The organism is Streptomyces rectiverticillatus (assembly GCF_013394065.1).
In the GTDB taxonomy this organism is placed as follows: Bacteria; Actinomycetota; Actinomycetes; order Streptomycetales; family Streptomycetaceae; genus Streptomyces; species Streptomyces rectiverticillatus.
In genome coordinates this window covers 3,553,695-3,577,658 of sequence record NZ_CP040752.1, presented here as the reverse complement: position 1 = coordinate 3,577,658, position 23,964 = coordinate 3,553,695, and the positions used below count along the sequence as shown (strand labels likewise).

General features: G+C 73.4%; 27 protein-coding genes. 18 read left to right on the top strand and 9 right to left on the bottom strand.

All coding sequences use genetic code 11. The features are described 5' to 3' along the window. The first annotated feature begins 12 nt into the window (after window positions 1–12). The 4 genes from dnaJ to FGW37_RS15415 all read left to right on the top strand — a co-directional run bounded on the left by dnaJ (window position 13) and on the right by FGW37_RS15415 (window position 2,375). Window positions 13–1,185: a molecular chaperone DnaJ gene (gene dnaJ / locus FGW37_RS15430; protein WP_179081569.1), complete on the top strand. Its 1,173-nt coding sequence runs from the start codon at window positions 13–15 to the stop codon at window positions 1,183–1,185. A gap of 4 nt (window positions 1,186–1,189) precedes the next feature. Continuing rightward, a complete protein-coding gene (locus FGW37_RS15425; protein ID WP_179081568.1) occupies window positions 1,190–1,642 on the top strand; it encodes a heat shock protein transcriptional repressor HspR in 453 nt (150 codons plus the stop codon). Window positions 1,643–1,820: 178 nt separating this feature from the next. Continuing rightward, the gene (locus FGW37_RS15420) at window positions 1,821–2,036 is read left to right on the top strand and encodes a hypothetical protein (protein ID WP_179081567.1); all 216 of its coding nucleotides are present in this window, start codon (window positions 1,821–1,823) and stop codon (window positions 2,034–2,036) included. Between the two features lie 90 nt (window positions 2,037–2,126). Continuing rightward, window positions 2,127–2,375: a hypothetical protein gene (locus FGW37_RS15415; protein ID WP_179081566.1), complete on the top strand. Its 249-nt coding sequence runs from the start codon at window positions 2,127–2,129 to the stop codon at window positions 2,373–2,375. 37 nt (window positions 2,376–2,412) lie between these two features. On the opposite strand, the gene FGW37_RS15410 is transcribed toward FGW37_RS15415, so the two are convergent. Further along, on the bottom strand, window positions 2,413–3,411 hold the full coding sequence (locus FGW37_RS15410; RefSeq protein ID WP_425506535.1) for a helix-turn-helix transcriptional regulator: 999 nt from the start codon (window positions 3,409–3,411) through the stop codon (window positions 2,413–2,415). Between the two features lie 253 nt (window positions 3,412–3,664). Here FGW37_RS15410 and FGW37_RS15405 point away from each other — a divergent pair, with 253 nt between their 5' ends. After that, window positions 3,665–3,931: a helix-turn-helix domain-containing protein gene (locus FGW37_RS15405; RefSeq protein ID WP_179081565.1), complete on the top strand. Its 267-nt coding sequence runs from the start codon at window positions 3,665–3,667 to the stop codon at window positions 3,929–3,931. A 93-nt stretch (window positions 3,932–4,024) separates the two neighbouring features. Here FGW37_RS15405 and FGW37_RS15400 read toward each other — a convergent pair whose 3' ends face one another. Then, window positions 4,025–4,648, bottom strand: a complete 624-nt coding sequence (locus FGW37_RS15400) for a hypothetical protein (RefSeq protein ID WP_246430406.1) — start codon at window positions 4,646–4,648, stop codon at window positions 4,025–4,027. A gap of 56 nt (window positions 4,649–4,704) precedes the next feature. After that, the gene (locus tag FGW37_RS15395) at window positions 4,705–6,462 is read right to left on the bottom strand and encodes an ABC transporter ATP-binding protein (RefSeq protein WP_179081564.1); all 1,758 of its coding nucleotides are present in this window, start codon (window positions 6,460–6,462) and stop codon (window positions 4,705–4,707) included. Window positions 6,463–6,685: 223 nt separating this feature from the next. On the opposite strand from FGW37_RS15395, the gene lxmA reads away from it, so the two are divergent. From lxmA to lxmJ, 9 genes are all read left to right on the top strand, one after another. Further along, a complete protein-coding gene (gene lxmA / locus FGW37_RS15390) occupies window positions 6,686–6,901 on the top strand; it encodes a lexapeptide family class V lantibiotic (RefSeq protein WP_179084717.1) in 216 nt (71 codons plus the stop codon). A gap of 115 nt (window positions 6,902–7,016) precedes the next feature. Further along, the gene (lxmD, locus tag FGW37_RS15385) at window positions 7,017–7,664 is read left to right on the top strand and encodes a peptide terminal cysteine decarboxylase LxmD (protein WP_179081563.1); all 648 of its coding nucleotides are present in this window, start codon (window positions 7,017–7,019) and stop codon (window positions 7,662–7,664) included. Next, window positions 7,661–8,665, top strand: coding sequence for a hypothetical protein (locus tag FGW37_RS15380; RefSeq protein ID WP_179081562.1), 1,005 nt, complete (start codon window positions 7,661–7,663; stop codon window positions 8,663–8,665). The genes lxmD and FGW37_RS15380 overlap by 4 nt, the downstream gene beginning before the upstream one ends. Then, on the top strand, window positions 8,662–9,819 hold the full coding sequence (gene lxmK, locus FGW37_RS15375) for a class V lanthionine synthetase subunit LxmK (RefSeq protein WP_179081561.1): 1,158 nt from the start codon (window positions 8,662–8,664) through the stop codon (window positions 9,817–9,819). The genes FGW37_RS15380 and lxmK overlap by 4 nt, the downstream gene beginning before the upstream one ends. Continuing rightward, a complete protein-coding gene (locus FGW37_RS15370) occupies window positions 9,816–10,844 on the top strand; it encodes a T3SS effector HopA1 family protein (protein ID WP_179081560.1) in 1,029 nt (342 codons plus the stop codon). The genes lxmK and FGW37_RS15370 overlap by 4 nt, the downstream gene beginning before the upstream one ends. 6 nt (window positions 10,845–10,850) lie before the next feature. Next, entirely contained in the window at window positions 10,851–11,672 is an 822-nt protein-coding gene (locus tag FGW37_RS15365; protein ID WP_179081559.1) for a class I SAM-dependent methyltransferase, read from the top strand. A gap of 56 nt (window positions 11,673–11,728) precedes the next feature. After that, window positions 11,729–13,051: a M16 family metallopeptidase gene (locus FGW37_RS15360; protein ID WP_179081558.1), complete on the top strand. Its 1,323-nt coding sequence runs from the start codon at window positions 11,729–11,731 to the stop codon at window positions 13,049–13,051. Next, complete coding sequence (locus FGW37_RS15355; RefSeq protein ID WP_179081557.1) at window positions 13,048–14,298, top strand: M16 family metallopeptidase; 1,251 nt, start codon at window positions 13,048–13,050, stop codon at window positions 14,296–14,298. Before FGW37_RS15360 ends, FGW37_RS15355 begins: the two co-directional genes overlap by 4 nt. 14 nt (window positions 14,299–14,312) lie before the next feature. Beyond that, window positions 14,313–15,287, top strand: a complete 975-nt coding sequence (gene lxmJ / locus FGW37_RS15350; protein ID WP_179084716.1) for a F420-dependent peptide dehydroalanine reductase LxmJ — start codon at window positions 14,313–14,315, stop codon at window positions 15,285–15,287. Between the two features lie 66 nt (window positions 15,288–15,353). Here lxmJ and FGW37_RS15345 read toward each other — a convergent pair whose 3' ends face one another. Further along, a complete protein-coding gene (locus tag FGW37_RS15345; RefSeq protein WP_246430405.1) occupies window positions 15,354–15,611 on the bottom strand; it encodes a hypothetical protein in 258 nt (85 codons plus the stop codon). A gap of 107 nt (window positions 15,612–15,718) precedes the next feature. Between FGW37_RS15345 and FGW37_RS15340 the strand changes: the two genes are divergently transcribed. Next, window positions 15,719–15,946, top strand: a complete 228-nt coding sequence (locus tag FGW37_RS15340) for a DUF397 domain-containing protein (RefSeq protein WP_179081556.1) — start codon at window positions 15,719–15,721, stop codon at window positions 15,944–15,946. Here FGW37_RS15340 and FGW37_RS15335 read toward each other — a convergent pair. Both FGW37_RS15335 and FGW37_RS15330 read right to left on the bottom strand, forming a co-directional pair. Further along, window positions 15,854–16,231: a hypothetical protein gene (locus FGW37_RS15335; RefSeq protein WP_179081555.1), complete on the bottom strand. Its 378-nt coding sequence runs from the start codon at window positions 16,229–16,231 to the stop codon at window positions 15,854–15,856. The genes FGW37_RS15340 and FGW37_RS15335 overlap by 93 nt on opposite strands. Beyond that, window positions 16,228–16,761, bottom strand: coding sequence for a PH domain-containing protein (locus FGW37_RS15330; protein ID WP_179081554.1), 534 nt, complete (start codon window positions 16,759–16,761; stop codon window positions 16,228–16,230). Before FGW37_RS15330 ends, FGW37_RS15335 begins: the two co-directional genes overlap by 4 nt. 152 nt (window positions 16,762–16,913) lie before the next feature. On the opposite strand from FGW37_RS15330, the gene FGW37_RS15325 reads away from it, so the two are divergent. After that, entirely contained in the window at window positions 16,914–17,432 is a 519-nt protein-coding gene (locus FGW37_RS15325; RefSeq protein WP_179081553.1) for a DUF1203 domain-containing protein, read from the top strand. 35 nt (window positions 17,433–17,467) lie between these two features. Here FGW37_RS15325 and FGW37_RS15320 read toward each other — a convergent pair whose 3' ends face one another. After that, the gene (locus tag FGW37_RS15320; RefSeq protein ID WP_179081552.1) at window positions 17,468–17,887 is read right to left on the bottom strand and encodes a pyridoxamine 5'-phosphate oxidase family protein; all 420 of its coding nucleotides are present in this window, start codon (window positions 17,885–17,887) and stop codon (window positions 17,468–17,470) included. 48 nt (window positions 17,888–17,935) lie between these two features. After that, window positions 17,936–18,493, bottom strand: coding sequence for a Uma2 family endonuclease (locus FGW37_RS15315; protein ID WP_246430404.1), 558 nt, complete (start codon window positions 18,491–18,493; stop codon window positions 17,936–17,938). Window positions 18,494–18,812: 319 nt separating this feature from the next. On the opposite strand from FGW37_RS15315, the gene clpB reads away from it, so the two are divergent. Both clpB and FGW37_RS15305 read left to right on the top strand, forming a co-directional pair. Then, entirely contained in the window at window positions 18,813–21,473 is a 2,661-nt protein-coding gene (gene clpB, locus FGW37_RS15310; RefSeq protein ID WP_179081550.1) for an ATP-dependent chaperone ClpB, read from the top strand. 79 nt (window positions 21,474–21,552) lie between these two features. After that, on the top strand, window positions 21,553–22,104 hold the full coding sequence (locus FGW37_RS15305) for a YbjN domain-containing protein (RefSeq protein ID WP_246430403.1): 552 nt from the start codon (window positions 21,553–21,555) through the stop codon (window positions 22,102–22,104). 336 nt (window positions 22,105–22,440) lie between these two features. Here the strand turns inward: FGW37_RS15305 and FGW37_RS15300 are convergent, their stop codons facing one another. Then, the gene (locus FGW37_RS15300; RefSeq protein ID WP_179081548.1) at window positions 22,441–23,655 is read right to left on the bottom strand and encodes a hypothetical protein; all 1,215 of its coding nucleotides are present in this window, start codon (window positions 23,653–23,655) and stop codon (window positions 22,441–22,443) included. Between the last annotated feature and the right edge of the window lie 309 nt (window positions 23,656–23,964).

Sequence of the window (23,964 nt, the reverse complement as noted above, 5' to 3'; positions counted from 1 at the left end):
GGGACGCCGAGGATGAGCACGAAGGACTTCCTGGAGAAGGACTACTACAAGGTCCTCGGTGTGCCCAAGGACGCCACCGAGGCCGAGATCAAGAAGGCGTACCGGAAGCTCGCCCGCGAGAACCACCCGGACGCCAACAAGAACGACGCCAAGGCCGAGGAGCGCTTCAAGGAGATCTCCGAGGCGAACGACGTCCTGGCCGACCCCAAGCGGCGCAAGGAGTACGACGACGCCCGCGCCCTCTTCGCCAACGGCGGCTTCCGCCCGGGGCCGGGCGGCGCGGGCGGCGGCTCCTTCAACTTCGACCTGGGCGACCTCTTCGGAGGCGCCCAGGGCGGAGGCGGCGGCACCGGCGGCTTCGGCGGCGGCCTCGGCGACGTCTTCGGCGGCCTGTTCAACCGCGGCGGCACGCGCACCCAGCCGCGCCGCGGCCAGGACATCGAGTCCGAGGTGTCGCTGAACTTCACCGAGGCGGTCGACGGGGCCACCGTGCCCCTGCGCATGTCCTCCTCGGCCGCCTGCAAGGCCTGCTCCGGCACGGGCGACAAAAACGGTACGCCTCGTGTCTGCCCGACCTGCGTCGGCACCGGCCAGGTCTCGCACGGCTCCGGCGGCGGCTTCTCCATGACCGACCCGTGCCCCGACTGCAAGGGCCGCGGCCTCATCCCGGAGAACCCCTGCGACGTCTGCCACGGCAGCGGTCGCGCCAAGTCCTCCCGCACCATGCAGGTCCGCATCCCCGCCGGAGTCTCCGACGGCCAGCGGATCCGGCTGCGCGGCAAGGGCGCCCCGGGCGAGCGCGGCGGGCCCAACGGCGACCTCTACGTCGTCGTGCACGTCGGCGCCCACCCCGTCTTCGGCCGCAAGGACGACAACCTCACCGTCACCGTGCCCGTCACCTTCCCGGAGGCGGTCCTCGGCGGCGAGATCAAGGTGCCCACCCTCGGTGGCCCCCCGGTCACCCTCAAGCTGCCGCCCGGCACGCCCAACGGCCGCACCATGCGCGCCCGCGGCAAGGGCGCGGTGCGCAAGGACGGCACCCGCGGCGACCTGCTGGTCACAGTGGAGGTGACCGTGCCCAAGGATCTCGGCGACAAGGCCCGGGAAGCCCTGCAGACCTACCGTGAGGCCACCGCGGACCAGGACCCGCGGGCAGAGCTCTTCCAGGCCGCGAAGGGAGCGTGACCCCATGGAGGGGACCGGCCGACGGCGCAATCCGTACGAGCTGACCGACGAGTCGCCGGTCTATGTCATCTCGGTCGCCGCGCAACTGTCGGGCCTGCACCCGCAGACCCTCCGGCAGTACGACCGGCTCGGCCTGGTCTCACCCGACCGCGCCGCAGGGCGCGGGCGGCGCTACTCCGCGCGGGACATCGAACAGCTGCGGCAGGTGCAGCAGCTGAGCCAGGACGAGGGCATCAACCTCGCCGGCATCAAGCGCATCATCGAGCTGGAGAACCAGGTGGCCGCGCTCAAGGCGCGCGTCGCCGAGCTGCAGGGCGTCGTCGAAGGCGCCGCCGTGGCCCGGCAGCAGGCGGAGGCCGCGGTCCACGCCTCGTACCGCCGCGACCTGGTCCCATACCAGGACGTCCAGCAGACGAGCGCGCTGGTGGTGTGGCGCCCGCGCCGCGATCAGCAGTAGCGAACGTAAACACGTGTCGGCAGGGCCGGATGAGCATGGTGCTCGTCCGGCCCTGCCGGCATAAACCTGCTGGCATAAAGCTGTGTGTCCCCTGCAGCAACCTGACAGGCTTTCCCCGCCGGACGCTCCGCCTCCGCTGGCAGAGTTTTCCCCACGGAACAACGACGTTGGGGGAAACGTGAAGACCGGAAATCTCGCCAAGAAGGCCGCTGCAGTCCTCGTTCCCGGGGTGTCCCTGATGGTCTTCGCACTGCCGGGCACGGCGGCGGCAGCGCCCGCTCCGGCGGAGGTGCGTGCGGTGCACGGCCTGCAGGGCCTGCAGGCCCTGTGCGGGATACCGGCCAAGGTCGTCGACCGTCTGCCGGTCTGTCATCGTGTCAACGGGTGGCAGTGACAAGGAAGTCGGCTTCGGAGCCCCGGTCTGCAATGCGGCAGGCCGGGGCTTCGCCGTGTACGCAATGAGAAGCGAATCGGAGGAGATGGCGTGGCGAGGACGGAGTTCACGGAAGCGGTGGTGGCGCGCGCAGCGCCCACCGCCGCGCCCCCGGAAACGGCCGTGATCAGGCTCGTGGGAGCGCTGCCCGCGGGCTGGGACTGCAGCTGGCGGCTTCAGGAGGACGGGATCCTGCTGAAGGTGCAGCCCGCCGCCGGCGCCGGCCCCGGTGCCGTGGCGCAGTGGCTGGCCGGTGTGCTCGACGCCGGCGGGCTGCGGGGGTGGCGGGCGGTCCGCTAGAACCGGGCCGCCGGGCCCCGGCCCCGGATCCGGGCCGCTAGATCCAGCCGCGCTCCCGCGCCAGCAGCGCGGCGTGCGCCCGGCTGGAGGCGTCGAGGACGCGCAGCAGGTCCGCGACGTGGCGGCGGTAGGTGCGGACGGAGATGCCCAGGTCGCGGGCGCCGATCTCGTCCTTGCCGACGCGGCACATCGACGCCAGGACCCGCTGTTCCACGGCGGAGAGCCCGGCGGCCCCTTCGGCCGGTTCCTCGATCAGTGCGGCGAGGTCGGTGGCCTGGTCCCAGATCTTCTCGAACAGCGCCAGGATGTTGGCGACCAGGCCCGTCTCCTGGGCGATCAGGGCGCCGCGCGAGGTGTCGTCGGGGTCGGCCGGCACCAGCGCGGTGTGCCGGTCGTAGACGAGGATCCGCTCGGAGATGTCGCAGGCGACGCGGATCCGGGCGCCCTGCGCGGTGAGTTCGCGCAGGTAGGCGACGGTCGGCGGGTGGTCGAGCGCCTCCTTGAGCACGACGTTGCGGATCCGTACGCCGCGGCGCAGGCAGCGGGTGTCGAGCGGCCGGGCGTGGTCGATGTTCTCCTGGGTGAGCGCGGTGTAGGGCTCGACGGACAGGATCTCCTCGCGGGCGAAGAAGGCCAGATCGTCGATGCGGTTGCGGATCTGGGACAGGTCCTCCATGCGCTCCACGCCCTTGAGGGCGGGGGCGCGCAGCCCCTGCTCCACGCGCAGCTCCGCGACCAGATGGCGGGCCTGGGTGACCTGTTGCAGCTCGTGGTGGAGCTCGCGCAGCCGCAGATCGGTGAGCCGGTCCACGGCGACCTCCGGGTCGGCCGGGGTGACGGCCCCGTCGCCGGCGCGGCGCAGCAGGCCGAGCCCGTACAGCCGGTCCAGGGCGGTGCGGACGGTGTCCTTCGGTGTGTGGATCCTCAGATGGATGTCCTCGGCAGCAGTGCCGGGATTACGCAGAAAATGCCGGTAGATGCTCTCTTCCGCCGTGTTGAGCCCCAACAGGCCCATGCCCATGCCTGACTTGCTCATGGTTCCCCCGTGTGCGATTGGCCGGCGGTCGGCCCGCGTGGTCAGTCGCGAGCGCGGTGGTGCGTAACCGCCGGTACATCGCCCAAAGCGTAATGCAGTGGTAAAGCCGCTGGCCACGACTGTTCCTCCGGTGGCGACGCAGCAAGCTGTAGCGGGGGTTGCAGGAAGCTGCCTCCGCAGAGCGGGTCCCGGTCCGTATCGCCTTGGCAGGCTGGAGCGTGCCGGAAGGCTGAGACCGACGAGGGGAATCCGGATGAGATCAGCGATTGCCGAGGGACAGCACGACTTCACCACGCTCACGGACCGCGAGGTGGAGGTCCTGCTCCTGCTGGCCTCGGGGGAACAGAACAAGCGACTCGCACGGCGGCTGGGGATTGCGGAGCGGACCGTACGGGCCCACACCGCGAACATCGTGCGCAAGCTCGACCTGCGGTCCAGGTTCGAGGCGGCGATCGTGTCGCACGTCTACGCGGAAGACATCAGGAGCCTGTGCAGCGCGGGCGGCAGGGTAGCTGCGTAGTTCTGAACGCGCTGTGTAGTTCTGAACGCAGAGACAGGCAGGCCCCGTCGGAGACTCTCCGGCGGGGCCTTCGTGATGGTCCGGGCGTGGCGCTCACCCCGGGATCAGTTCGGCGGCGGCCTCGATCGCCATCATCCACATGGGCTGTCCGCCGGTGCCGAACGCCGCGGCGAGCGCGTAGCCGACGGAGGCGTCGGCGGGGGAGACGTCCGCCCCCTCCTTCCACTCGGCCAGCACCCGGCCGTCGCCGTCGGAGGAGAAGTCGCCGATGTGCTTCCCGTCCTTCAGCAGCCGGCTGCCGGCGATGGAGTCCGGCACCAGGCGGTACGCGATGCCGTCGCGGGTGACGTCCACGGCGTACGAGCGGCGCGACAGCTTGCCCTTGCCCGGCGCGAGGCGGACGGCGTCGCCGTCGACGGTCATGGTCAGGTGCTCGCCCTTGCGGGTGCCGATGGGGACGTGGGCGTCGGTCTCCGCCTCGGCGGCGCGGTCCAGCGCGGCCGGGGGTATGGCGTCGCCCAGGACCTCGACCCAGCCCTCCTCGTCGTTCAGCAGGACGGTGATCTCGCCGAAGCGGTCGTCCTGGACGGGGCCGGTGGGCGCCTCGTCCTCGATGGACGACTCGTCCTTGGCGAGGGCCTCGGCGGCGGGGGCCTCGTCGGCGGCTGGGGCCTCGCCCTCGGAGACGGCGGGCTTGCCGCCGGTCGCGTGCGTCATGTGGGGGGTACTCCTTCAGTGTGGTCAGTACTGACGGTCGTGCGGGCCGGTACGGGTCAGTGCGAGACGGCGAGCTGTGTGGCGGCCAGGTCCCGGTAGAGCTCGTCCCGGTCAAGTAGTTCCTCGTGCCGTCCATGGTCACGCACGCGGCCGCCCTCCAGCAGGACGAGCCGGTCGGCGGACGTGACGGTGGAGAGCCGGTGCGCGATGAGCAGCACCGTGCAGTGCTCCGCGGCCTTCTCCACGGTCTGCCGCAGCGCCGTCTCGCTCAGCCCGTCGAGGTGCGCGGTGACCTCGTCGAGCAGCAGCACCTGCGGGCGGCGCAGCAGGGCGCGGGCGATGGCCAGCCGCTGCCGCTGCCCGCCGGAGAGGGCGGTGCCGCGGGTGCCGACGGCGGTGTCCAGCCCGTCGGGCAGCCCCGCGACGTATGTGTCGAGCAGGGTCTGCCGCAGGACCTCCGCGATCTGCTCCTCCGTGGCGTCGGGCGCCGCGTACAGCAGGTTCTCGCGGATCGTGCCGGCGAGCATGGGCGCGTCCTGCTCGACGTAGGCGATGCGGCGGCGCACCTCGGCCCGGCTGAGCGTGGCGATGTCGGTGTCGCCGAGCAGGATCCGGCCGCCGTCCACGTCGTAGAAGCGCTGGAGCAGGGAGAACACGGTGGTCTTGCCGGTGCCCGAGGGGCCTATGACGGCGGTGACCTTGCCGGCCGGGGCGGTGAAGGCGACGCCGTCCAGGACGGGCGTCCGGCCCGGGTAGGCGAAGGTGACGCCGTCGAGGACGACGCGGGGCGGCGGGCCCGTGGGGCGGGCCGGCACGGTGTCGACGTCGTCCTCGGTCTGCATCTGCGTGACCTCCTCGATGCGGGCCAGGGCGCCGAGGCCCTGCTGCAGCGAGGTGGTGCCGCCGACGAGGGAGAGGATCGGCCCGCCGAGGTTGAACAGGTAGAGCAGGAAGGCGATCAGCGCGGCCAGGTCGAGCGCCCCGGTGGCGACCAGGGCGCCGCCGAAGCCGATCACGGCCAGGAAGGAGGCCTGGACGACCATGCCGGTGAGCACCGCGATGATGGCCTGGTAGCGGGCGCCGACCAGGCCGGCGCGGTAGGCGTCCTCGGCGGCGGCCACGGCCCGTGCGGTCTCCGTCGCCTCCCCGCCGTTGGCCTTCACGGTGCGGGCGGCGCCCAGGGCGCGGTCGAGGGCGGCGCCGATGTCGCCCACCGACTCCTGGGAGCGCGTGGTCACCCGGCGGATCCGCGGCATGACCACGCCTACGGAGACGCCCGCCACGATGAGCACGCCCGAGGTGATGCCGAGCAGCGGCAGGCTGGTGATGCCCATCAGCACGATGGTGGCCAGCAGGTGGATGCCGCCGTCCACGAGCTGGATCAGCCCGTTGGTGGCGGCGTGCTGCACCAGCGTGCTGTCGGAGGTGACGCGGGTCGTCAGGCCCCCGGGCTCCACGCGGTCCAGCTCGGCGGTGCGCAGCCGGATCAGACGGGTGATCAGCCCCCGGCGCACGTGCAGGACCACCCGCTCCGCCGTCCGCTCGCTCAGCCAGGACTGGGCCCAGGTGAGCCCGATCGAGACGGCGAGCAGCCCGAACAGCAGCAGGAGGGTGTTCCGCAGGCTGCCGCCGGTCATGAGCGCGGTCAGCGCGTCCTCGATGACCATGGGCTGGGCCAGCCCGGCGGCGCTGCCCCCCAAAGTCAGCAGCAGCACCAGCGCGAGGACGCGGCGGTGCGGGCGCGCGTACGCGAGCAGGGCCCGCAGCGGAGGCCGCGGGGCGGTCGTGGTGTCGTGCGCTTCAGGTGATTTCACCCTCGTAGTTCTAGCTCTCTTACGCGGGCGCGCGAAATTGTCGGTTGCGGCAATGCCGCGCCGGGCAATGCCCCTTGCGGCATGGCCGCTAGTGGCAATAGCGGAGGCTTTCCGGCCCGGGTGAATATCTACCTGTCCGCAGCGGACACCGCAGCGGATACCGGGGCAGAGAGCATCAAGTCCCGCTCCTGGAAACCACTTTGAGAATGTGGAGACATTCATCATGCAGAACGTCACCGAGAAGGACCTGTTCGACGGCTACACCGCCTACACCTCCGCCGAGGAGCTGGGCCTGTACGACGGCAAGGACGCCGCCCCCGCGTTCAGCCCCACCATCCCGTGGGCGATCCGCGCCGGCCTGATCACCGCCCGCTCCTCGCAGCAGTGCGCCGCGGCGATCGGTTCCTTCACCGCTCGCACGATCGAGAGCAAGTGCTGATCACTCCGTGAGCCGCGGGGGCCGGCCGGCCGCGTACACCGCACCGGCCGGCCCCCGGCCCCGGTCCCCAGAGTTTCGCTTTCGCCCCCCAGGCCTACCGAAGGAGGCCCGTGCCATGGAAATTCCCGACGCCGGATTCCGGCGCGTCCTCGTGGTGGGCACGGGAGCGCTCAGCGTCTCCTTCCTGCCCTTCTGGATCAACTGGCTGCAGGATTCCTTTCCGGCGCTGGAGAAACGGATCGCACTGACCCGCTCCGCCCGCCGCTTCGTCTCGCCCGACGCCATTGCGGCCCTTTCCCGCCAGGACGTCTTCACCGACGACTGGGACAGCGCACCGCCCGGCAAGGCCCCGCACGTCGAACTCGCCGCCTGGGCCGACCTCGTCCTCGTGCACCCCGCCACGGTGCACTTCCTGAGCCGGTACGCGCTGGGGCTCGCCGACACCCCCGTGCTGCTGGCCCTCCAGACCACCCGGGCCGTGGTGGGAGTGGCCCCCGCGCTCCCGCCGGCCGCTCAGCACAGCCCGGTGGTCCAGGGCCATCTGGCGGCGCTGCGCGCCCGCCCCGGCGTCGTCGTCGCCCCGACCGTCCCCGCGGAGAGCGCCACGACGGGCGAGCGGGACGACGGGGGTGCGGCGCCCATGCCGGAGCTGTTCAGGCTCTGCGCCGCGTACAAGGCGACATTGCAGCAGCAGGAGCCGCAGCCGCAGCAGGATCCGGAGCCGCAGTCGCAGCCGGAGCAGCAGCAGGAGCCGCAGCCGTGACGCCCCCGGACGACGCCGGCGAGCTCGTGGGCGAATACGTCACCGGCCTCCAGCACACCCGTGTGCACCGCTCGGTGCACGGCGGCTTCGTGTGGTGGCACCGGCCGGGCGCGCTGCGCCCCGGCCCGCTCGCCGCACCCGCGGCGGCGGCCGTACCCGATCTGTCCGCCCTGCCCGGCGCCGCGCTGCTCGTCACCCCCGTCCCCTTCGGCGACGGCCTGCTCCACCGTGCGCCGGGAGCGGTCTCCGCGGTCACCTGGCTGGCGGATCCACGCCCGGGCGCCCGGCAGTTGGCGGCGCACGCGCTCGCCGCCGCGGGCCGCTCCCTGCGCGCGCTGCACGGCACGCCGCTGCCGCCCGGCCTCCCGCCGGGACCGCCGGAGGCCTTGCGGCGGATGCGCGCGTGGGCCGACGGCGCGGACGGGCTCCTGCCCGGCGCCGCGCGCCTGCGCGAGGAGACCCTCGCCGCGTGGGGATCCGCCCGGCTGGAGCGGGTCCGCACCTGGTGGGAGGAGGCGGTCGCGCCGCCGGTCCCCTCACTGATCCACGGCGGGGCCTCCCTCGGAGCGCTCATACCGCCCCTGCACCGGGGCCGGACGGCGCTGCTCACCGGGGAGGACCTCGCCGCCGCGAGCCCCGTGCTCGACCTCGGCTGGCTGCTCGGCGACCTCGCCGAACTCGCCTGGTCCGCAGGGCGGTACGGGGCGCCGGGGCCGTCGGATGCCCCTGGGCCCTCGGATGGCCCTGGACCGTCGGATGGCCCCGGCGGGCCCGACCTGCGGCAGGTGCTGCTGGCCGGCTACGGCCCGGGCGGTCCGGGCGGTCCGGGCGGCCCGGACCCGGCGGCCGTCGCCCGCGCCGCCGTCCTGCGCGTCGTCACCCACATGCAGGACTTCGCCTCCTACTGCGACTGGAGCGACGAACTGCGCGACTACATCGCCTTCACTGCCGAGCTGATCGATGAGGAGGGCCGCCGGGCGGTCCCCGGAGGAACGTCATGACCACCACCACGTCCGACACGGCCGAACAGCCCACGCTGCAGCGGTTCCAGCCCACCGACCTCGACGCGTCCCCCGAGGTGAACGCCCTGCTCGACCGGCTCGGCCTCGGCCGCCTCGCCGCCGAAGGCCTCACCTCCTTCGGCGGCCGCAACGACAACTGGGCCGGCCGCACCAGCGGCGGACACCAGGTGTTCGTGAAGACCGTGGCCCGTACCCCCGAGGGCGGGAGCCCCCAGCTGGAGCGCGCCCTGGCCTTCGAAGGCCTCGCCCGGCGCCTGCCGGCCGTCTCGCCGCTGCGCACGCCCGGCCACCTCGGCTCGGACCGTACGGCCGCCGTCGGCGTCTACCGGCTGCTGCCCGGCGCCCGCTCGGGCTCCGAGCTCGCCCTCGACGACGAGTTCGACGAGGAGCTCTGCCGCGAGGCGGGGCGGGCCGTGGGCGCACTGCACGCGCTCCCCGCGGACGCCGCCGGCAGCCCGGACGTCGTCACCGAGGAGGCGCCGCTCCCGCCCATGCCCTGGCTGGAAGCCCTGCCGTGGAGCACCGTGCAGGAGCGCAGCATGGGCCAGATCGCCGCCTGGCGGCTGGTGCAGGACGACGCCGAGGTCATCGCCGCGCTGCACGCCCTGCGCGCCGCCGAACGCGCCGCACCGCACGCCCCCAGCCACTGCGACCTGCGCTTCGACCAGTTCCTGCGGCACGACGGGACGCTCTACCTCTGCGACTGGGAGGAGTTCCGGCTCGCCGACCCGGCCCGCGACGTCGGCGCCTTCGCCGGCGAGTGGCTCTTCCACGCCACCTACCAGGTGTTCGCCCCGGGCGCCGAACAGGACGGACCCGCCGCCGGGTTCGGCCTCGACCACGCCGAGATCATCGAGCGCGGCGCGGCGAGCCTGCGCCGCCACACTCCCCGGATCACCGCCTTCTGGCAGGGCTACCTCGAACAGCACACCCCCGACCCCGGGCTCGCCGAGCGGGCCGCGGCCTTCGCGGGCTGGCACATGTTCGACCGGCTGCTCGCCACGGCCGAGCTGCACGCGACCCTCAACCCGGTCGCCCGCGCCGCCGCGGGCATCGGCCGGACGCTGCTGCTCAACCCGGCGGGCGCCGTCGCCACCCTCGGATTCACCCAGTCCTCCGGGAGCTCCCGATGACCCTCACCACCATCGCCCCCACTGTCCCGGCGCGGGGCCTCACCCCCGGGCTCGCCGCCGCCCTCGAGACCGTCTCGGTCCGGGACGACGGCTGCCAGGCCACCGTCGCCGGGCGCACCCTCTCCGCCGACAGCCCGCGCGACCTGCGAGGACGCCTCACCAACGCGCTCTACGAGGAGCTGCACGCGGGCCGCGACGGCAAGGCGCGCGACGCGGACACGCCGCCGCGGCGGAGCCTGCGCGACCCCGCCCTGGAGCGCCGCCTGGCCGCCGCCGTCCCCCACGACCGCACGCCCACCCGCGGCCTGCTGATCGAGGTCCTCCGGCGCCCGGACGGCGACGAGCTCGTCGTCCGCCTCCCCGAGGTCACCGCCCGCGTGCCCGCCGACCGGCTGCTCACCCCCGGCGCCCCCGAGCCCGGCGACACCGTCGAACTCGCCCTGGAGGCCGCCCGCCCCGCGCTCTCCCCCGGCTTCTTCTACGTCATGGGCTCGCGGGCGCTGCCCCGCCCCACGGGCGCCGTGCGCCGGATCTTCCTGCACGCGGCCGACGCGGACGGCGCCGTCGTCCTGTGGGGCGCCGCCCTGACCGCCCTGGAGCGGGCGGAGGCCCGCTACCACGCCAAGGTCCTCTCCGACCCGCAGGACTACCCGCGCCGCGACGGCATCGTCGTCTACCTGCACGGCGACCACGTACCCGGCGAGCAGGCCGTCGTCCGGGCCGTGGCGTCGCTCCCCGGGAAGGGCACGGAGACCTCCGTCTTCACCGAGCGGCTCGCACCCGGCGTGGCCGCGTCCTGGGACCCCGAGGACCCGCGCCCCGGCCAGGACGGCATGAGCTTCGGGCAGCACCGGGCCTTCGCCCTGGCCACCGCCCTCATCGACCACGCCCTGAGCCGGGACGCGGCCGCCGGGAGCCGCGAGGACCACATCGTGCGGTCCTTCCTCGAAGCGGGCATCGACCCGTGGCGGCCCGACCGCAACCTGACTTCGCCCTCCTCCGCCCACCACGTCTCCGGGAGCTGAGCCGACATGACCACCGACACCGCAACCATCGACGAGACCGTGGCCGGCGCCGGGCCGGACACCGGAGACGGCATGAGCGGCTTCGCCGTCGCCATGACCGCCGCCTACAGCGACGCCCTCGCCGAGGTCTACGACGACATCTACCCGGGCACCCCCGACCTGGAGGACATCGGCGACTTCCTGCTCTCCCTCACCGAGCCCGGTGCGAGCGTCCTCGAACTCGGCGTCGGCACCGGCCGGGTGGCGCTCCCGCTCGCCGGCAAGGGCTTCGCCGTCCACGGCGTCGACGCCTCCGAGGGCATGCTCGCCCGCCTCGCCGAGAAGGACCCCGAGGGGCGCATCACCCCCGTCCTCGGCGACTTCGCCACGCTCGACCTGGGCCGCACCTTCGACGTCGTCCTCGCCCCGTTCAACGCCCTGTGCTGCGCCGTCACCCCGGCCGAGCAGATCGCCCTCATCCACGCCGTCGCCCGGCACACCGCTCCGGGCGGGCACGTGGTGATCGAGACGTTCGACCCGAGCGACTATCACGTGCAGAAGAAGAACGAGGTGAACACGTACCCGATCAGCACCCGCGGCGCCATGATCGAGTCGGTCGGCGTGCTGCCCGCCTCGCAGAACATGATGATGCAGAACACCCTCTTCCTCGACGGAGAGGCGCCCAAGTCCGCGACCACGGTCATGCGGTACCTGTGGCCCAGCGAGCTGGACCTGCTGGCGGGCCTGGCCCGGCTGGAGCTCGCGGACCGCTACGCGGGCTGGCAGAAGCAGCCCTTCGACGGCGGCGACAGCCGGAAGATGGTCGTCTCCGTCTACCGGCCGCTGTGAGCCGGGCGGTTGAAGGCCTGCCTGCTGTGAGCCGGGCGGTGGGAAGCCCGCCCGCTGTGCGCCCCGCCGTCCTCACCCGCCGGCTGGGCAACGGCCTGCACCTCATCGTCGAGCCCGATCCCGGGCCCGGCCGGGGGCTCGTGGCCGTCGCCCTCACCGTCGCCGCCGGCGGCGACCACGACCCCGCGGGCCGCCACGGCACGGCCCACCTCGTGGAGCACCTGATGTTCCCCCGGGGAACGGACGCCGATCCGGACGGCCACGCCGGCCGCGTCGAGGGCGCGGGCGGCATGTGCAACGCGGAGACCCACCGCGACCACACCGTCTTCCACACCGTCGCCCCGGCGGACGCCCTCCCCGGCATCCTGGAGGGCGAGGCGCGCCGCCTGCTGGAATTCGCCCCGTCCGACGCCGCCGTCCGCACCGAGACGGAGATCATCGGCGAGGAGATCCGGGGCGCGGTCGGCGGCGGCCGCCTGTGGGACACGGCGTACGCCTCGCTCCACCCCGGCAGCCGCGACGCCTACGGCACGGTGGCCGAACTCCGCCACGCCACGGCCGCCGAGGCCCTCGCCTTCCACCGCGCGCACTACACGGCCGGGGCGATGGCGCTGACGGTCGTGGGGGACGTGGACGCCGCGTGGGTCGCGGAGCGGGTGGGGGAGCTGTTCGGGGGCGTGCCATCAGGGCCTGCCGGGTCCGCCGGGCCTACCGGGCCTGCCGGGCTTACCCGGAAGGGCGTGGCGCACACCGCGGCACCGGCAGTCCCGGGCAGCATCCCGTACGCCGCCTCCGGCGTCGCCCTCGCCCACGCCCTCCCGGACGCGGTGCGCGAGCGGCACGCCTACCTCGCGCACGTGGTGCTCGCCGAGTTGATGGGGCGTGGACGGCTCTCCCGTGCCGTACGCGCGGACGCCCGGCACCGGCTCACGGCGGCGAGCATCCACTGCGGCTACTACGGCCAGTGGCTCGCGACGGCCGCACCCGACCTGGCCATGGTCCTGCTGGGGCGGGCGCCCGGCACCGGCACCGGCGAAGCCGTGGACGCCTGGCTGGACGTCCTGCGGGAGACCGCGGAGACCCCGCCCACCGACGTCGAACACCGGCGCGCCGTCAACGCGTTGCTGGTGAACTGCCACCGCCACGCGGACTCCCTCACGGCCCGGGCGGTCGCCCACGGCCGGGCCGCCCTGCTGTTCCCCGGGGACAGCGGTCCGGGCAACGGGTCGGGCGGCGATCCGGGCAACGGTCCGGCCAACGGCCCGGACGCGCTGCCGGGGCAGCTGGCCCGCGTGACTCCGGCGGACGTGGCTGCCGCCGCCCGAAGGCTCCTCACCGCACCGTACGGCGTGACCGAACTCGTAGGAGGCACCCAGTGAAGCGGCCCTCGGCCCGCAGCGTGCTCGGCAACGGCCTGCAAGTGGTCGTCGTCGAGGCGCCCGGCGCGCCCCTGGCCGAGATCCGGCTCGTCGTCCCGTACGCCCTGACGGACCCGCGCGAGGCGCCCGTACGCGAGCTGCTCGCCGCCCGTCTGGGCACCGGCAGTACGACCCGCGACCGGCAGGCCGTCGCCGACCGGACGGCGGACCTCGGTGCGGAACTGTCCACGGTCGTCACCGTGGAGCAGCTGCTGTTGTCGGTGAGCGTGCTGTCCGAGGGGCTGGAGGGGACGCTGGAACTCCTGGGAGACCTCCTCGTCCGCCCGGCCTACCGTGACCTGCCCCCGGCCGCCGCCCCGGCCCCGCGCCCGGCCGGCCCCCGCACCGCCCTGCGCCGCGCCGTCCTGACCCACGCCTTCGGCCCGCACCCGCTGGCCGCCGAGCCCTCGCCCCCGCCCTCGCCCTCGCCCCTGTCACCGTCACCGTCACCGGTGACGACGGACGAGGTGTACGCCCTGCACCGCCGCGCCGTGGTCCCGGCGGGATCGGTGCTCCTGGTGATGACGGGCGCGGCCCCCGGCCACGTCCTGCAGCTGGTCACCGAGCACCTCGGCCCGTGGGCCGGCGGCCCGTCCGGCCTGACCCTGCCGCCCTTCCGGCGCGCGGAGCCCACGCCCGGCCGGCTGGCCCTGCACCACCCCGGCGCCGGGCAGGCCCTCCTCCTGACGGCGGGCCCGGCCGTGCCGTCCACCGACCCCGGCCACGCCGCCCTCCACCTCGCCCGGCTCGTCCTCGGCGGCCACTCCTCCTCCCGGCTCACGCAGCGGCTGCGCGAGCGGCACGCGCTGGCCTACGCGGTCTCCGCCGACCTCCGCGAGAACGCCGCGGGCAGCTGGCTGGAGATCGAGTGCGCGGGCGCCCCGGGCACGGCGGACCGCATGGCGGCCGAGGTCACGGACGTCCTGCGCGAACTCGCCGACGACGGCCCCACGCCCCGCGAGACCGAGCGCGTCCGCCGCTACGCCGCCGGGTTCACCCGCTTCGCCCTCGCGACGCGGGCGGAGGAGGCGAGCGCCCTCGCCGGATTCGTGGCGCGGGGCATGGACGTGGACTGGCTACCGGCGTACGCGGACGTCCTGGGCGCCGTGACCCGGTCCCAAGTGGCCGATGCGGCAGCCCGCTTCCTGAAGCCTTCCCGCACCCTGACGGCCACGATCGACGACGACCAGGAAGGAACGTCCCGGTGAGCCCGGACACGAGCATGAGCGCGAACACGACCCCGGCGGTCCTCTACCCCCTCCAGCCGGACCACCCGGAGCTGGTGGCCCCCTTCGCCGCGCTCGTGCAGCGCTCCGGCGCCCGGCGCCTGTGGCTGTGCCAGTCCTTCAAGGCCGAGCCGCACCAGGTGCTGGCGTACCTCGCCGGAGCCGGGTACGGCGACGTGTCCGTCGGGACGAGCGTCGGCGTGATGCCGCTGCGCCACCCGTACGAGGCGGCGCACCAGGCCCGTTCGCTGGCGCTGCTCACCGGGCGGCCGGTGGTGGCCGGGTACGGCATCGGCACCCCCGACTTCGTGGCCGCGCTCACCGGCGGCCCGTACAAGAGCCCCCGCACGGCCGTCCGCGACTACCTCACCTCCGTACGGGCCCTGCTGGACGGCGAAGCCGTCGACCACGACGGGCCGTACCACCACCTCGACGCGCGGTTGCTGCCGCTGGACCACGAGCCGGTGGAGGTCGGGGCGGGCGTGCTGCGGCCGGGCATGGCCCGCACCGCCGGGGAGGTCGCCGACGTCGCGATCACCTGGATGACGCCGCCCGCGTACGTACGGGACGTCCTCGTCCCGGCGCTGCAGGAGGGCGCCGACGCCGCGGGCCGCCCGGAGCGCCCCCGCGTCGCCACGGCCGTGCACGTCGCGCTGGCCCGCCCCGGCCGCGACCTGCGCCGCACGGCCCTCGCCGGAGCCGGCGAACACCTCAAGGGCCCGCACTACGCCGACATGCTCCGCCGCGCGGGCGTCCCCATCGCCCCGGCGGACGCTTCCGCAACGGCCATGGCCCTCTTGGACCACTCCGTGGTCGTCACCGGCACCCCGCAGGAGATAGCGGAGCGCCTGGCCGAGTACCGCGGCAGCGGCGTCGACGAGATCATGCTGAACCCGGCGGGCGTGATGCTCACGGAGGGCGTCCACGCGGCGGTGGAGGACATGGAGGAGATCATCGCGGCGTGCGGCTGAGCGACAGGGCGACAGGGCGGCGGGACGCCCGGGCAGACAGGCCCGGCCGCCCCGCGCGAATCCGTCCTACTCCTCGTTGAGCGGGCTCACGAACTCCAGGGTGAAGGTCTCCTGGAACTCCGGCTTCGGCTCGACGAGCGTGATCTGCGCACCGCGGTGGCCTGCGCGCCAGGCGTGCTGCTGCTTCTCCGACAGGATCTTGACTCCGCCGATGACCCGCTCGAAAACGAACTTCTCCCATTCGCCGCGCGGGACGGCGTTGACGTAGAGCTTCCCCTCCGGGGTCACAAGGCCGGCCGCCTCGTGATGGGCGAGGTGGATCACGTACCGATACTGCTCGGCGAAAGCGATGCGCCCCGCTGCGTCATATCGTCCACGCCGGGGGCACTCGGCACCCTGATACGCGCGCTGAAGGCGAAACAGGGGCTGAGGTGATCGCCTGGCAGAAGTCGTCGTTCTCCGGATCAGGGCCGGACAACAGTTGCGTGGAGGTCGCCGCGGTCGGCGGCCTGGCGCTGATCCGGGAGAGCGACGAACCCGACACCGTCATAACGACCCCTCCGGGGTCACTCCGCACCCTGATACGCGCTCTGCGTGCGGGCGCGTCGCATGCGGCGGTGGACGTCCGTTTTGGCGGCGGGGTCCAGGGACTCCGGTAGGTCCCGGAAAGATTCCGGCAGGACATCGAGCAGGCTCAGCACCTCCTCCCCGGTCACGACCGTGAGAAGCAACTCGCACCGCCACTGGGGCGAGACCTCGGGCCGGTGCCGGAGCTCGTGGACGAACACGGGGAACAGGTGGTGCGTCGCCGACGGCGCGGCGTGTTCGCGTACCCACTCGACGGGGAGCCGCTGGCTGAAGCCGAGCGCCGCGGCCTCCTCCTCCAGGAGCAGGAGCCGCTCCGTGTTGACGGCCCGGATGGTGCGGGGGAGCGTGGCGGTCATGAAGCCTCCTGAGCCTCCTGCCGGTCGGTGGAGACGTGCGCGGCCTTCCAGCGGGAGACGATCTCGGTGCGGGGTGCGGTGAGTGCGTCCTCGAAGCGGTCCTGGAGGCCGGGGAGGCACAGCCGCCGGCCACTGTGGAGCTGCACCTGCAGGTGGTAGTAGGGGTACCGGCTGTAGCCACCGTGCTTGGTGACCTCGACGGAGGCGATGTCCTGCCAGGGGATGAAGCGGCGGCGGAAGATGCCGCGGGTGCGGACGCCGGCGGGCGTGGTCCACGTGCGCCAGATGAAGGCGAGGGCGGAGAAGGGCGTGAGGCTGAGCAGCAGGATCCCGAAGGCGAGCATGAGGTCGGGACTCGGGTAGTTGGCGACGCTGCCCTGACGGACGCTGCCGTCCCAGTGGCCGAGGTAGTGCCCCCAGCCGATGCCGAAGGTCACCCGGAGCAGGCAGAGGACGCCGCAGAGGGTCATGAGGGCCATCCCCACCCACTGAGCCTTGCTGACGGCGATCCGGTACACGTTGACGTCCACGTATGGAGCGTATGCGGCGATCGGGACGGGATCGCCCGGGGGAGGCGGTAGTTGCGCCGCCTTAACACCCCTTGCACCTCTTAACGCCGCCCCGTGAGCGCCACGGCTGAATTCCGCCAGCAACGTCGGCCCCGGCCGCGGACGCTGGGCGCATGACTGCATTCACCCCCCTCCCCATCCCCGCCGCCGCACTCGACGAGCTCCGGGCCGCCGACGACTCCGGGCGGCCGCTGCAGCCGTACACCGCACGCGAGGACGGCGTGCCCCTGGAGTGCGTGGGCAGCCCGCTGCGCTGCTGCCTGCGGTCCATCGAGCCGGGCGAGCGGGTCGCGCTCGTCTCCTACGCGCCGCTGCGCCGCTGGGCCGCGGCGACGGGCGCCGCGCCCGGGGCGTACGACGAGGCGGGGCCGGTGTTCATCCACGCCGAGGAGTGCGGAGGGCCGCAGGCGATCCGGCGTCAGCCCTTCGCGCGGACGGGGGCGTTGCGTACGATCCGCCGCTACAACGCGGAGGGGCACATCGTCGGGGGACGCCTCTTCGAGATCCCCGAGGACGCCGAGTCCGGCTTCGAGCGGGCCTTCGAGGAGGCGTTCGCCGATCCGGAGGTGGCGCTGGTGCACGTACGGGCGCTGGAGTACGGCTGCTTCCAGTACGAGGTGCGGCGCCCGTAGAGGACTGAAGGAACCCGGACCGGAAGGCCTACGCGTCACGCACCGCCGGACCCCACCAGCCCCAGGGCCTTGGTGACGGTGATCTCGACGAGGACGCGGTCGGGGTTGGGCGCGGGCATCCGCCCGTACCGCTCGGCGTAGCGGTTGACGGCGTCGGCGATCGCGTCGGCCTCCGTACGGACGACCGCGCGGCCCTCCAGCGTGGCCCACTTCCGCTCGCCGACCTGGCAGACGGCGACGCGCGCGCCGTCCGGTCCGGCGGCCAGGATGTTGGCGATCTTGCGACTGTTCTTGTTGGTGATGATGCGCGCGATCCCGGCCTCGGGATCGAAGGTCACCCCTACGGGCACGAGGTGCGGGCTGCCGTCGGGGCGGGTGGTCGTGAGCGTGCAGATGTGCCGCTCGCGCCAGAAGTCGACATAGGCGGGGGAGAGGTCGCGCAGATCGTGGGCCATGCGGGAAGCGTATCCGCGCCCCCGCGCGGCGCTCAGGCGAAGCGGTGCTCAGGCGAAGTCGGCCGTCTCCAGGTCGAAGGCGAAGGGAGGGGGGAGGGGGAGGGGCTTTCCGTACGCCACGGAGTGTCGTTCGGTGTAGCCCTCCGCGGACGGGGCGCTGTGCAGTGTGACGCTTCTCCGCTCGCGGTCCACGAGGAGGTAGAGCGGGATCCCGGCGCGGCCGTAACAGCGACGCTTGGCGATCCGGTCGAGAACCGCTCTGCTGCCGGTCACCTCGGCCACCATGGCCACGCTGTCACAGGCCATCCAGGGCGGGGCGCCCCGGAAGAGGCGCTGCTCGCGCGGTGCGAACGTGGCGTCGGGGATGACGTGGTCCGGCGGGTGGCCGGCCGCACCCGGCATGGTCAGTCCTTTGTGGCCCGAGAGGGACATGCGGGTGGCCGACTGCAGCACCACTTGGCCGAAGAGCTCGCTCAGGCAGTGTTCGTGGTCGCCCTCGGGGGCCGATGACACCGTGATCTCGCCCTCGATGAGTTCGGCCCTGAGGCCCTCGGGGGTCCGGGCTTCGAGCTCCAGGAAGAGCTCCAGCAGGATGTCGTTCTGCACGGACACGAGTCTTGTCCGCCCGTAGGGGGAGCGGAGAGGGTTCCGGGAGCATGCCCCCGAAAGGGCGGTCGTCGAACGCTTTCCCGGCTGTGATCCCGTAGTCGCCCCGCTGTGGAGCGGCGCCGCGGACCTCCCCGGCGGACCATGGATACAGGCCCCGGGAGGCCTCGGGAGGCCGCGCAAGGCCGTGGGGCGCCCCCCGGATCCGGCCGCCCGTACCCGGTGGCGCTGGCGTCGACAAGGTTGAGTGGAATAGGCTCAACTTATCGCATGTTGCCCTGGGCAGGATGGTCGCCGAGACAAGGAGGAACACGCCGTCGTGGATGCCGAGCTGACCAACAGGAGCCGGGAGGCGCTGAGCGCGGCCAGTGAGCGCGCCGTGTCGGCCGGGCATGCCGACATGACGCCCGCGCACCTGCTGCTGGCGCTGCTCGCCGGCCAGGACAACGAGAACATCATGGACCTGCTGGCCGCCGTCGAGGCCGATGCCGCCGCGCTGCGCTCGGGCGCCGAGCGGCAGCTGGCGGCGGAGCCGAGCGTGCAGGGTGCGACCGTCGCGCCGCCGCAGCCCAACCGGGAGCTGCTCGCCGTCATCGCCGACGCGTCGCAGCGCGCCCGCGAGCTGGGCGACACCTACATTTCCACCGAGCACCTGCTGATCGGCCTCGCCGCCAAGGGCGGCCGCACCGGCGAGCTGCTGGAGCAGCAGGGCGCCTCCGCACGGCGTCTGCTGGATGCGTTCGAGACCGCGAGAGGCGGGCAGCGAGTGACCACTGCCGATCCGGAGGGCACGTACAAGGCCCTGGAGAAGTTCGGTGCGGATCTGACCGCGGCCGCCCGCGAGGGCCGGCTCGACCCCGTCATCGGGCGGGACGCCGAGATCCGCCGCGTGGTGCAGGTCCTCTCGCGCCGTACGAAGAACAACCCCGTCCTCATCGGCGAGCCCGGCGTCGGCAAGACCGCCGTCGTCGAGGGCCTCGCGCAGCGGATAGTGAAGGGCGACGTCCCCGAGTCGCTGCGCAACAAGCGCCTGGTCTCCCTCGACCTGGGCGCGATGGTCGCGGGCGCGAAGTACCGCGGTGAGTTCGAGGAGCGGCTGAAGACCGTCCTGGCCGAGATCAAGGCCAGCGAGGGACAGATCATCACCTTCATCGACGAGCTGCACACCGTCGTGGGCGCAGGCGCCGGCGGCGACTCCGCCATGGACGCGGGCAACATGCTCAAGCCCATGCTGGCCCGCGGCGAGCTGCGCATGGTCGGCGCGACGACCCTGGACGAGTACCGCGAGCGGATCGAGAAGGACCCCGCCCTGGAGCGCCGCTTCCAGCAGGTGCTGGTGGCCGAGCCCTCCGTCGAGGATTCGATCGCGATCCTGCGCGGGCTGAAGGGCCGCTACGAGGCCCACCACAAGGTCCAGATCGCCGACTCCGCGCTCGTCGCCGCCGCGACCCTCTCCGACCGCTACATCACCTCCCGCTTCCTGCCCGACAAGGCCATCGACCTCGTCGACGAGGCGGCCTCCCGGCTGCGCATGGAGATCGACTCCTCGCCCGTCGAGATCGACGAGCTCCAGCGCGCCGTGGACCGGCTGAAGATGGAGGAGCTCGCCCTGTCCAAGGAGTCGGACGTGGCCGGCAAGCAGCGCCTGGAGAAGCTGCGCCGCGACCTCGCCGACAAGGAGGAGGAGCTGCGCGGCCTGACCGCCCGCTGGGAGCGCGAGAAGCAGTCCCTGAACCGGGTGGGCGAGCTCAAGGAGCGCCTGGACGAGCTGCGCGGCCAGGCCGAGCGCGCCCAGCGCGACGGCGACTTCGACACCGCCTCCAAGCTGCTCTACGGGGAGATCCCCGGCCTGGAGCGCGAGCTGGAGGCGGCGGCCGAGGCCGAGGCGGAGGCCGAGCAGGAGGCCGCCGCGAAGGACCTCATGGTCAAGGAGGAGGTCGGCCCGGACGACATCGCCGACGTCGTCGCCTCCTGGACCGGCATCCCCGCCGGCCGCCTGCTGGAGGGCGAGACGCAGAAGCTGCTGCGCATGGAGGAGGAGCTGGGCCGGCGGCTCATCGGCCAGGCCGAGGCCGTGCAGGCCGTCTCCGACGCGGTGCGCCGCTCGCGCGCCGGCATCGCCGATCCCGACCGGCCGACCGGCTCGTTCCTCTTCCTCGGCCCGACCGGTGTCGGCAAGACCGAGCTGGCCAAGGCCCTCGCCGACTTCCTCTTCGACGACGAGCGGGCCATGGTCCGCATCGACATGAGCGAGTACAGCGAGAAGCACTCGGTCGCCCGTCTGGTCGGCGCGCCCCCCGGCTACGTCGGCTACGAGGAGGGCGGGCAGCTGACCGAGGCCGTGCGCCGCCGCCCGTACACCGTCGTCCTGCTGGACGAGGTCGAGAAGGCCCACCACGAGGTCTTCGACATCCTCCTGCAGGTGCTGGACGACGGGCGCCTCACCGACGGCCAGGGCCGCACCGTCGACTTCCGCAACACCATCCTCATCCTCACGTCCAACCTGGGATCCACCTATCTGGTGGACCCCCTGCTCAAGGAGGACCAGAAGCGGGAGAAGGTCCTGGAGACCGTACGGGCCTCCTTCCGGCCCGAGTTCCTCAACCGCCTCGACGACCTGGTGGTCTTCCACGCCCTCGGCGTGGACCAGCTGGAGCGCATCGCCGCCCTCCAGATCGGCCACCTCCAGCGCCGCCTCGCCGACCGCCGGCTCACGCTCGACGTCACGCCCGAGGCCGTGCGCTGGCTCGCCACCCTCGGCCACGACCCGTCCGCCCCGGACGGCGCCGCGCCCGACCTCGCCTACGGCGCCCGGCCGCTGCGCCGCCTGGTCCAGACGGCCATCGGCGACCGGCTCGCCAAGGCCATCCTCGGCGGGGAGATCCACGACGGGGACACGGTGCGGGTCGCCACCGCCGCGGACGGTGACGGGCTGACGGTGGTCCCGGTGGGGGCGGAGGAGCTCGCGAAGGCGCCGTGACATCCGTTCGGGCGGGGGTTGCCAGCCCCCGCCCGGGATGGGGGAGGATGGCGTGAGACCGTACGAAGGGAATAACACGGTGAGCATCGACCCGTCCTCGATCCCGAATTTCGGGGGACAGCCCGAACCGCAGCCTGAGGCGGGCCCGACCGGCCCCGTCATCCCCGACCAGGACCTGGTCAAGCAGCTCCTCGACCAGATGGAGCTGAAGTACGTCGTGGACGACGAGGGTGACCTCGCCGCCCCGTGGGAGCAGTTCCGCACGTACTTCATGTTCCGGGGCGAGGAGGAGCAGCAGGTCTTCTCCGTGCGGACGTTCTACGACCGCCCGCACGCCATCGACGAGAAGGCCCGCCTGCTGGAGGCCGTCGACGACTGGAACCGCCGCACGCTGTGGCCGAAGGTCTACACCCACACCAACGACGACGGCACCGTCCGCCTGATCGGCGAGGCGCAGATGCTGATCGGCGTCGGCGTGTCCCTGGAGCACTTCGTCTCCAGCACGGTCAGCTGGGTCCGGGCGTCCATCGAGTTCGACAAGTGGCTCGTCGAGCAGCTGGGCCTGGAGGCGGACGCGGAGTCGGGCGACGACAAGCCGGACGACGAGCCGCCGCACTCCCCGTCCGCGTGATCGCCTCCCGGCGGGGGCCCGTGGCTTCGGCGGCGCCCCACGCCGGACGGCTCTTCGGCTGACGCCGGTTCGGCGCCGCCGGGGTTGTGCCGCGGTGGCTGGATGCTGTCGCGCGGGTTCTTCCTGCCGCCGGGCAGAATCTCCCGCCGCGACGGCGCGCAACCCCCACGGGGGTGCGCGGCGGTGCCGAACAGGCCTGGCGGCCCGTGGTTTCGGTGAACGCCGGTCCGCGGGTTCTTCCTGCCGTCAGGCGGAAACTCCCACCGCGACGGCGTGCAACCCCCACGGGGGCGTCCGGCGGTGCCGAACCGGCCGCAGCCGACGGCACCGCAGTCCCTACATCGGCATCCGCGCCACCGTCAGCAGGTACGTCCCGTAGAAGAACGACAGCCCGGCCATGGCCGTGACCGTCGTCAGGAGGGTGCGGCGCCGCGCGCGCGTCAGTGCCAGGGCCGCCGGGAGCAGCAGGGGAAACGCCGGCATCAGGAACCGCGGCTTGGACGCGAAGTAGCTCGATCCGCCGACCGCGATGACGACGAGCACGACCGTGTAGACCAGCAGCGCCGCGTGCGGCCGCGGCCGCTCCAGGAGCAGCAGGGCCAGCGTGACGAGCGCGACGGCGATGACGGCCACGGTCATGTAGTACGCCATGGCGTCGCGCCCGGTGATCAGGTGCCGGACGAACCGCAGCGCGTCCCGCCCGAAGTCGAACCGCGAGCCCCACAGCCGCTGCACCTCGAAGTAGCCGAACAGGCCCTCGCCGGAGCGGTATCCGGCCCAGACGACGTAGCCGGTCCAGCCGAGCGGGGCGAGGGCGGCGCCCGCCCACACCCGCGGGTTCCTGCGGGCCTGCGGCTGCCGCCACACGGTGAGCGCGGTGACGCAGACGACGGCCGCGGCCACCGCGATCCCGTTGGGCCGGGAGAGCCCGGCGAGCAGGGAGAGCGCCCCGGCCCACAGCGGCCGTCCGGTGACCAGCGCGTAGAGCGCCCACGCCGCGAACGCGGTCATCAGCGGCTCGGTATAGGCCATGGACTGCACGATCGCGTGCGGCAGCAGCCCCCACAGCACGACGAGCAGCGTCGCCGTCGTACGCCCGTACAGGCGCTCGCCGAGCGCGTAGATGCCCCAGGCGGCGAGCCCGGCCGACAGCCAGGCGACGAGCAGGCCCGCGCCGACGACGCTGAGCGGGGTGACGGTGGAGACGGCCCGCACCAGGCCGGGGAAGAGCGGGAAGAACGCGAGGTCGTTGAAGACGACGCCGTGGGTGGTGGGCGAGGGAAGGATCAGGCCGTAGCCGTGCCGGGCGATGCCGGCGTACCAGATGCCGTCCCAGGAGTGGCCGAGCAGCGTGCGCGGGTGGCGGCCGATCCACCAGGCCCAGGCGGCCATCGTCGCCATGCCGGTCAGCCGGGCCGCCGCGTAGAACGCGAGGGCGGGCGCCGCCCTGCGCAGAGCGGCCCGGACCCGCGCGGCACGGCGGACGCGGGCGTTGCCGGACGCGGGGCGCGGCTCCGGCGCCCGGACGGGCACGGCGGTGTCGGCTGACACGGGGGACCTCCGGCATCCTCGGCCTCTCGGCCTCGGCTTCTGGGCCTTCTCGGCACCCGCGACCGGGCCTCGGCGGCACCTGTGACTGGGCCTTGTCGGCACCTCGACCTTGCGGCGCCCGCCTCGCGCGCGCGAGCGGGAGCGCCCGTAAGCGGTGCGCCTTCCACCCGCTCGGCGGGCACGGCGGAGTGTCTGCGCGGCCTGCGCCGCATCGTGTGCTGTGGCGGGCGTGAGCGGGTGCGGCCCCTGTGGCGTGCTCTGTGCCCGCGCGCACCCGCCTGCATATCGTGAGGCCGGCTCAGGAACCGA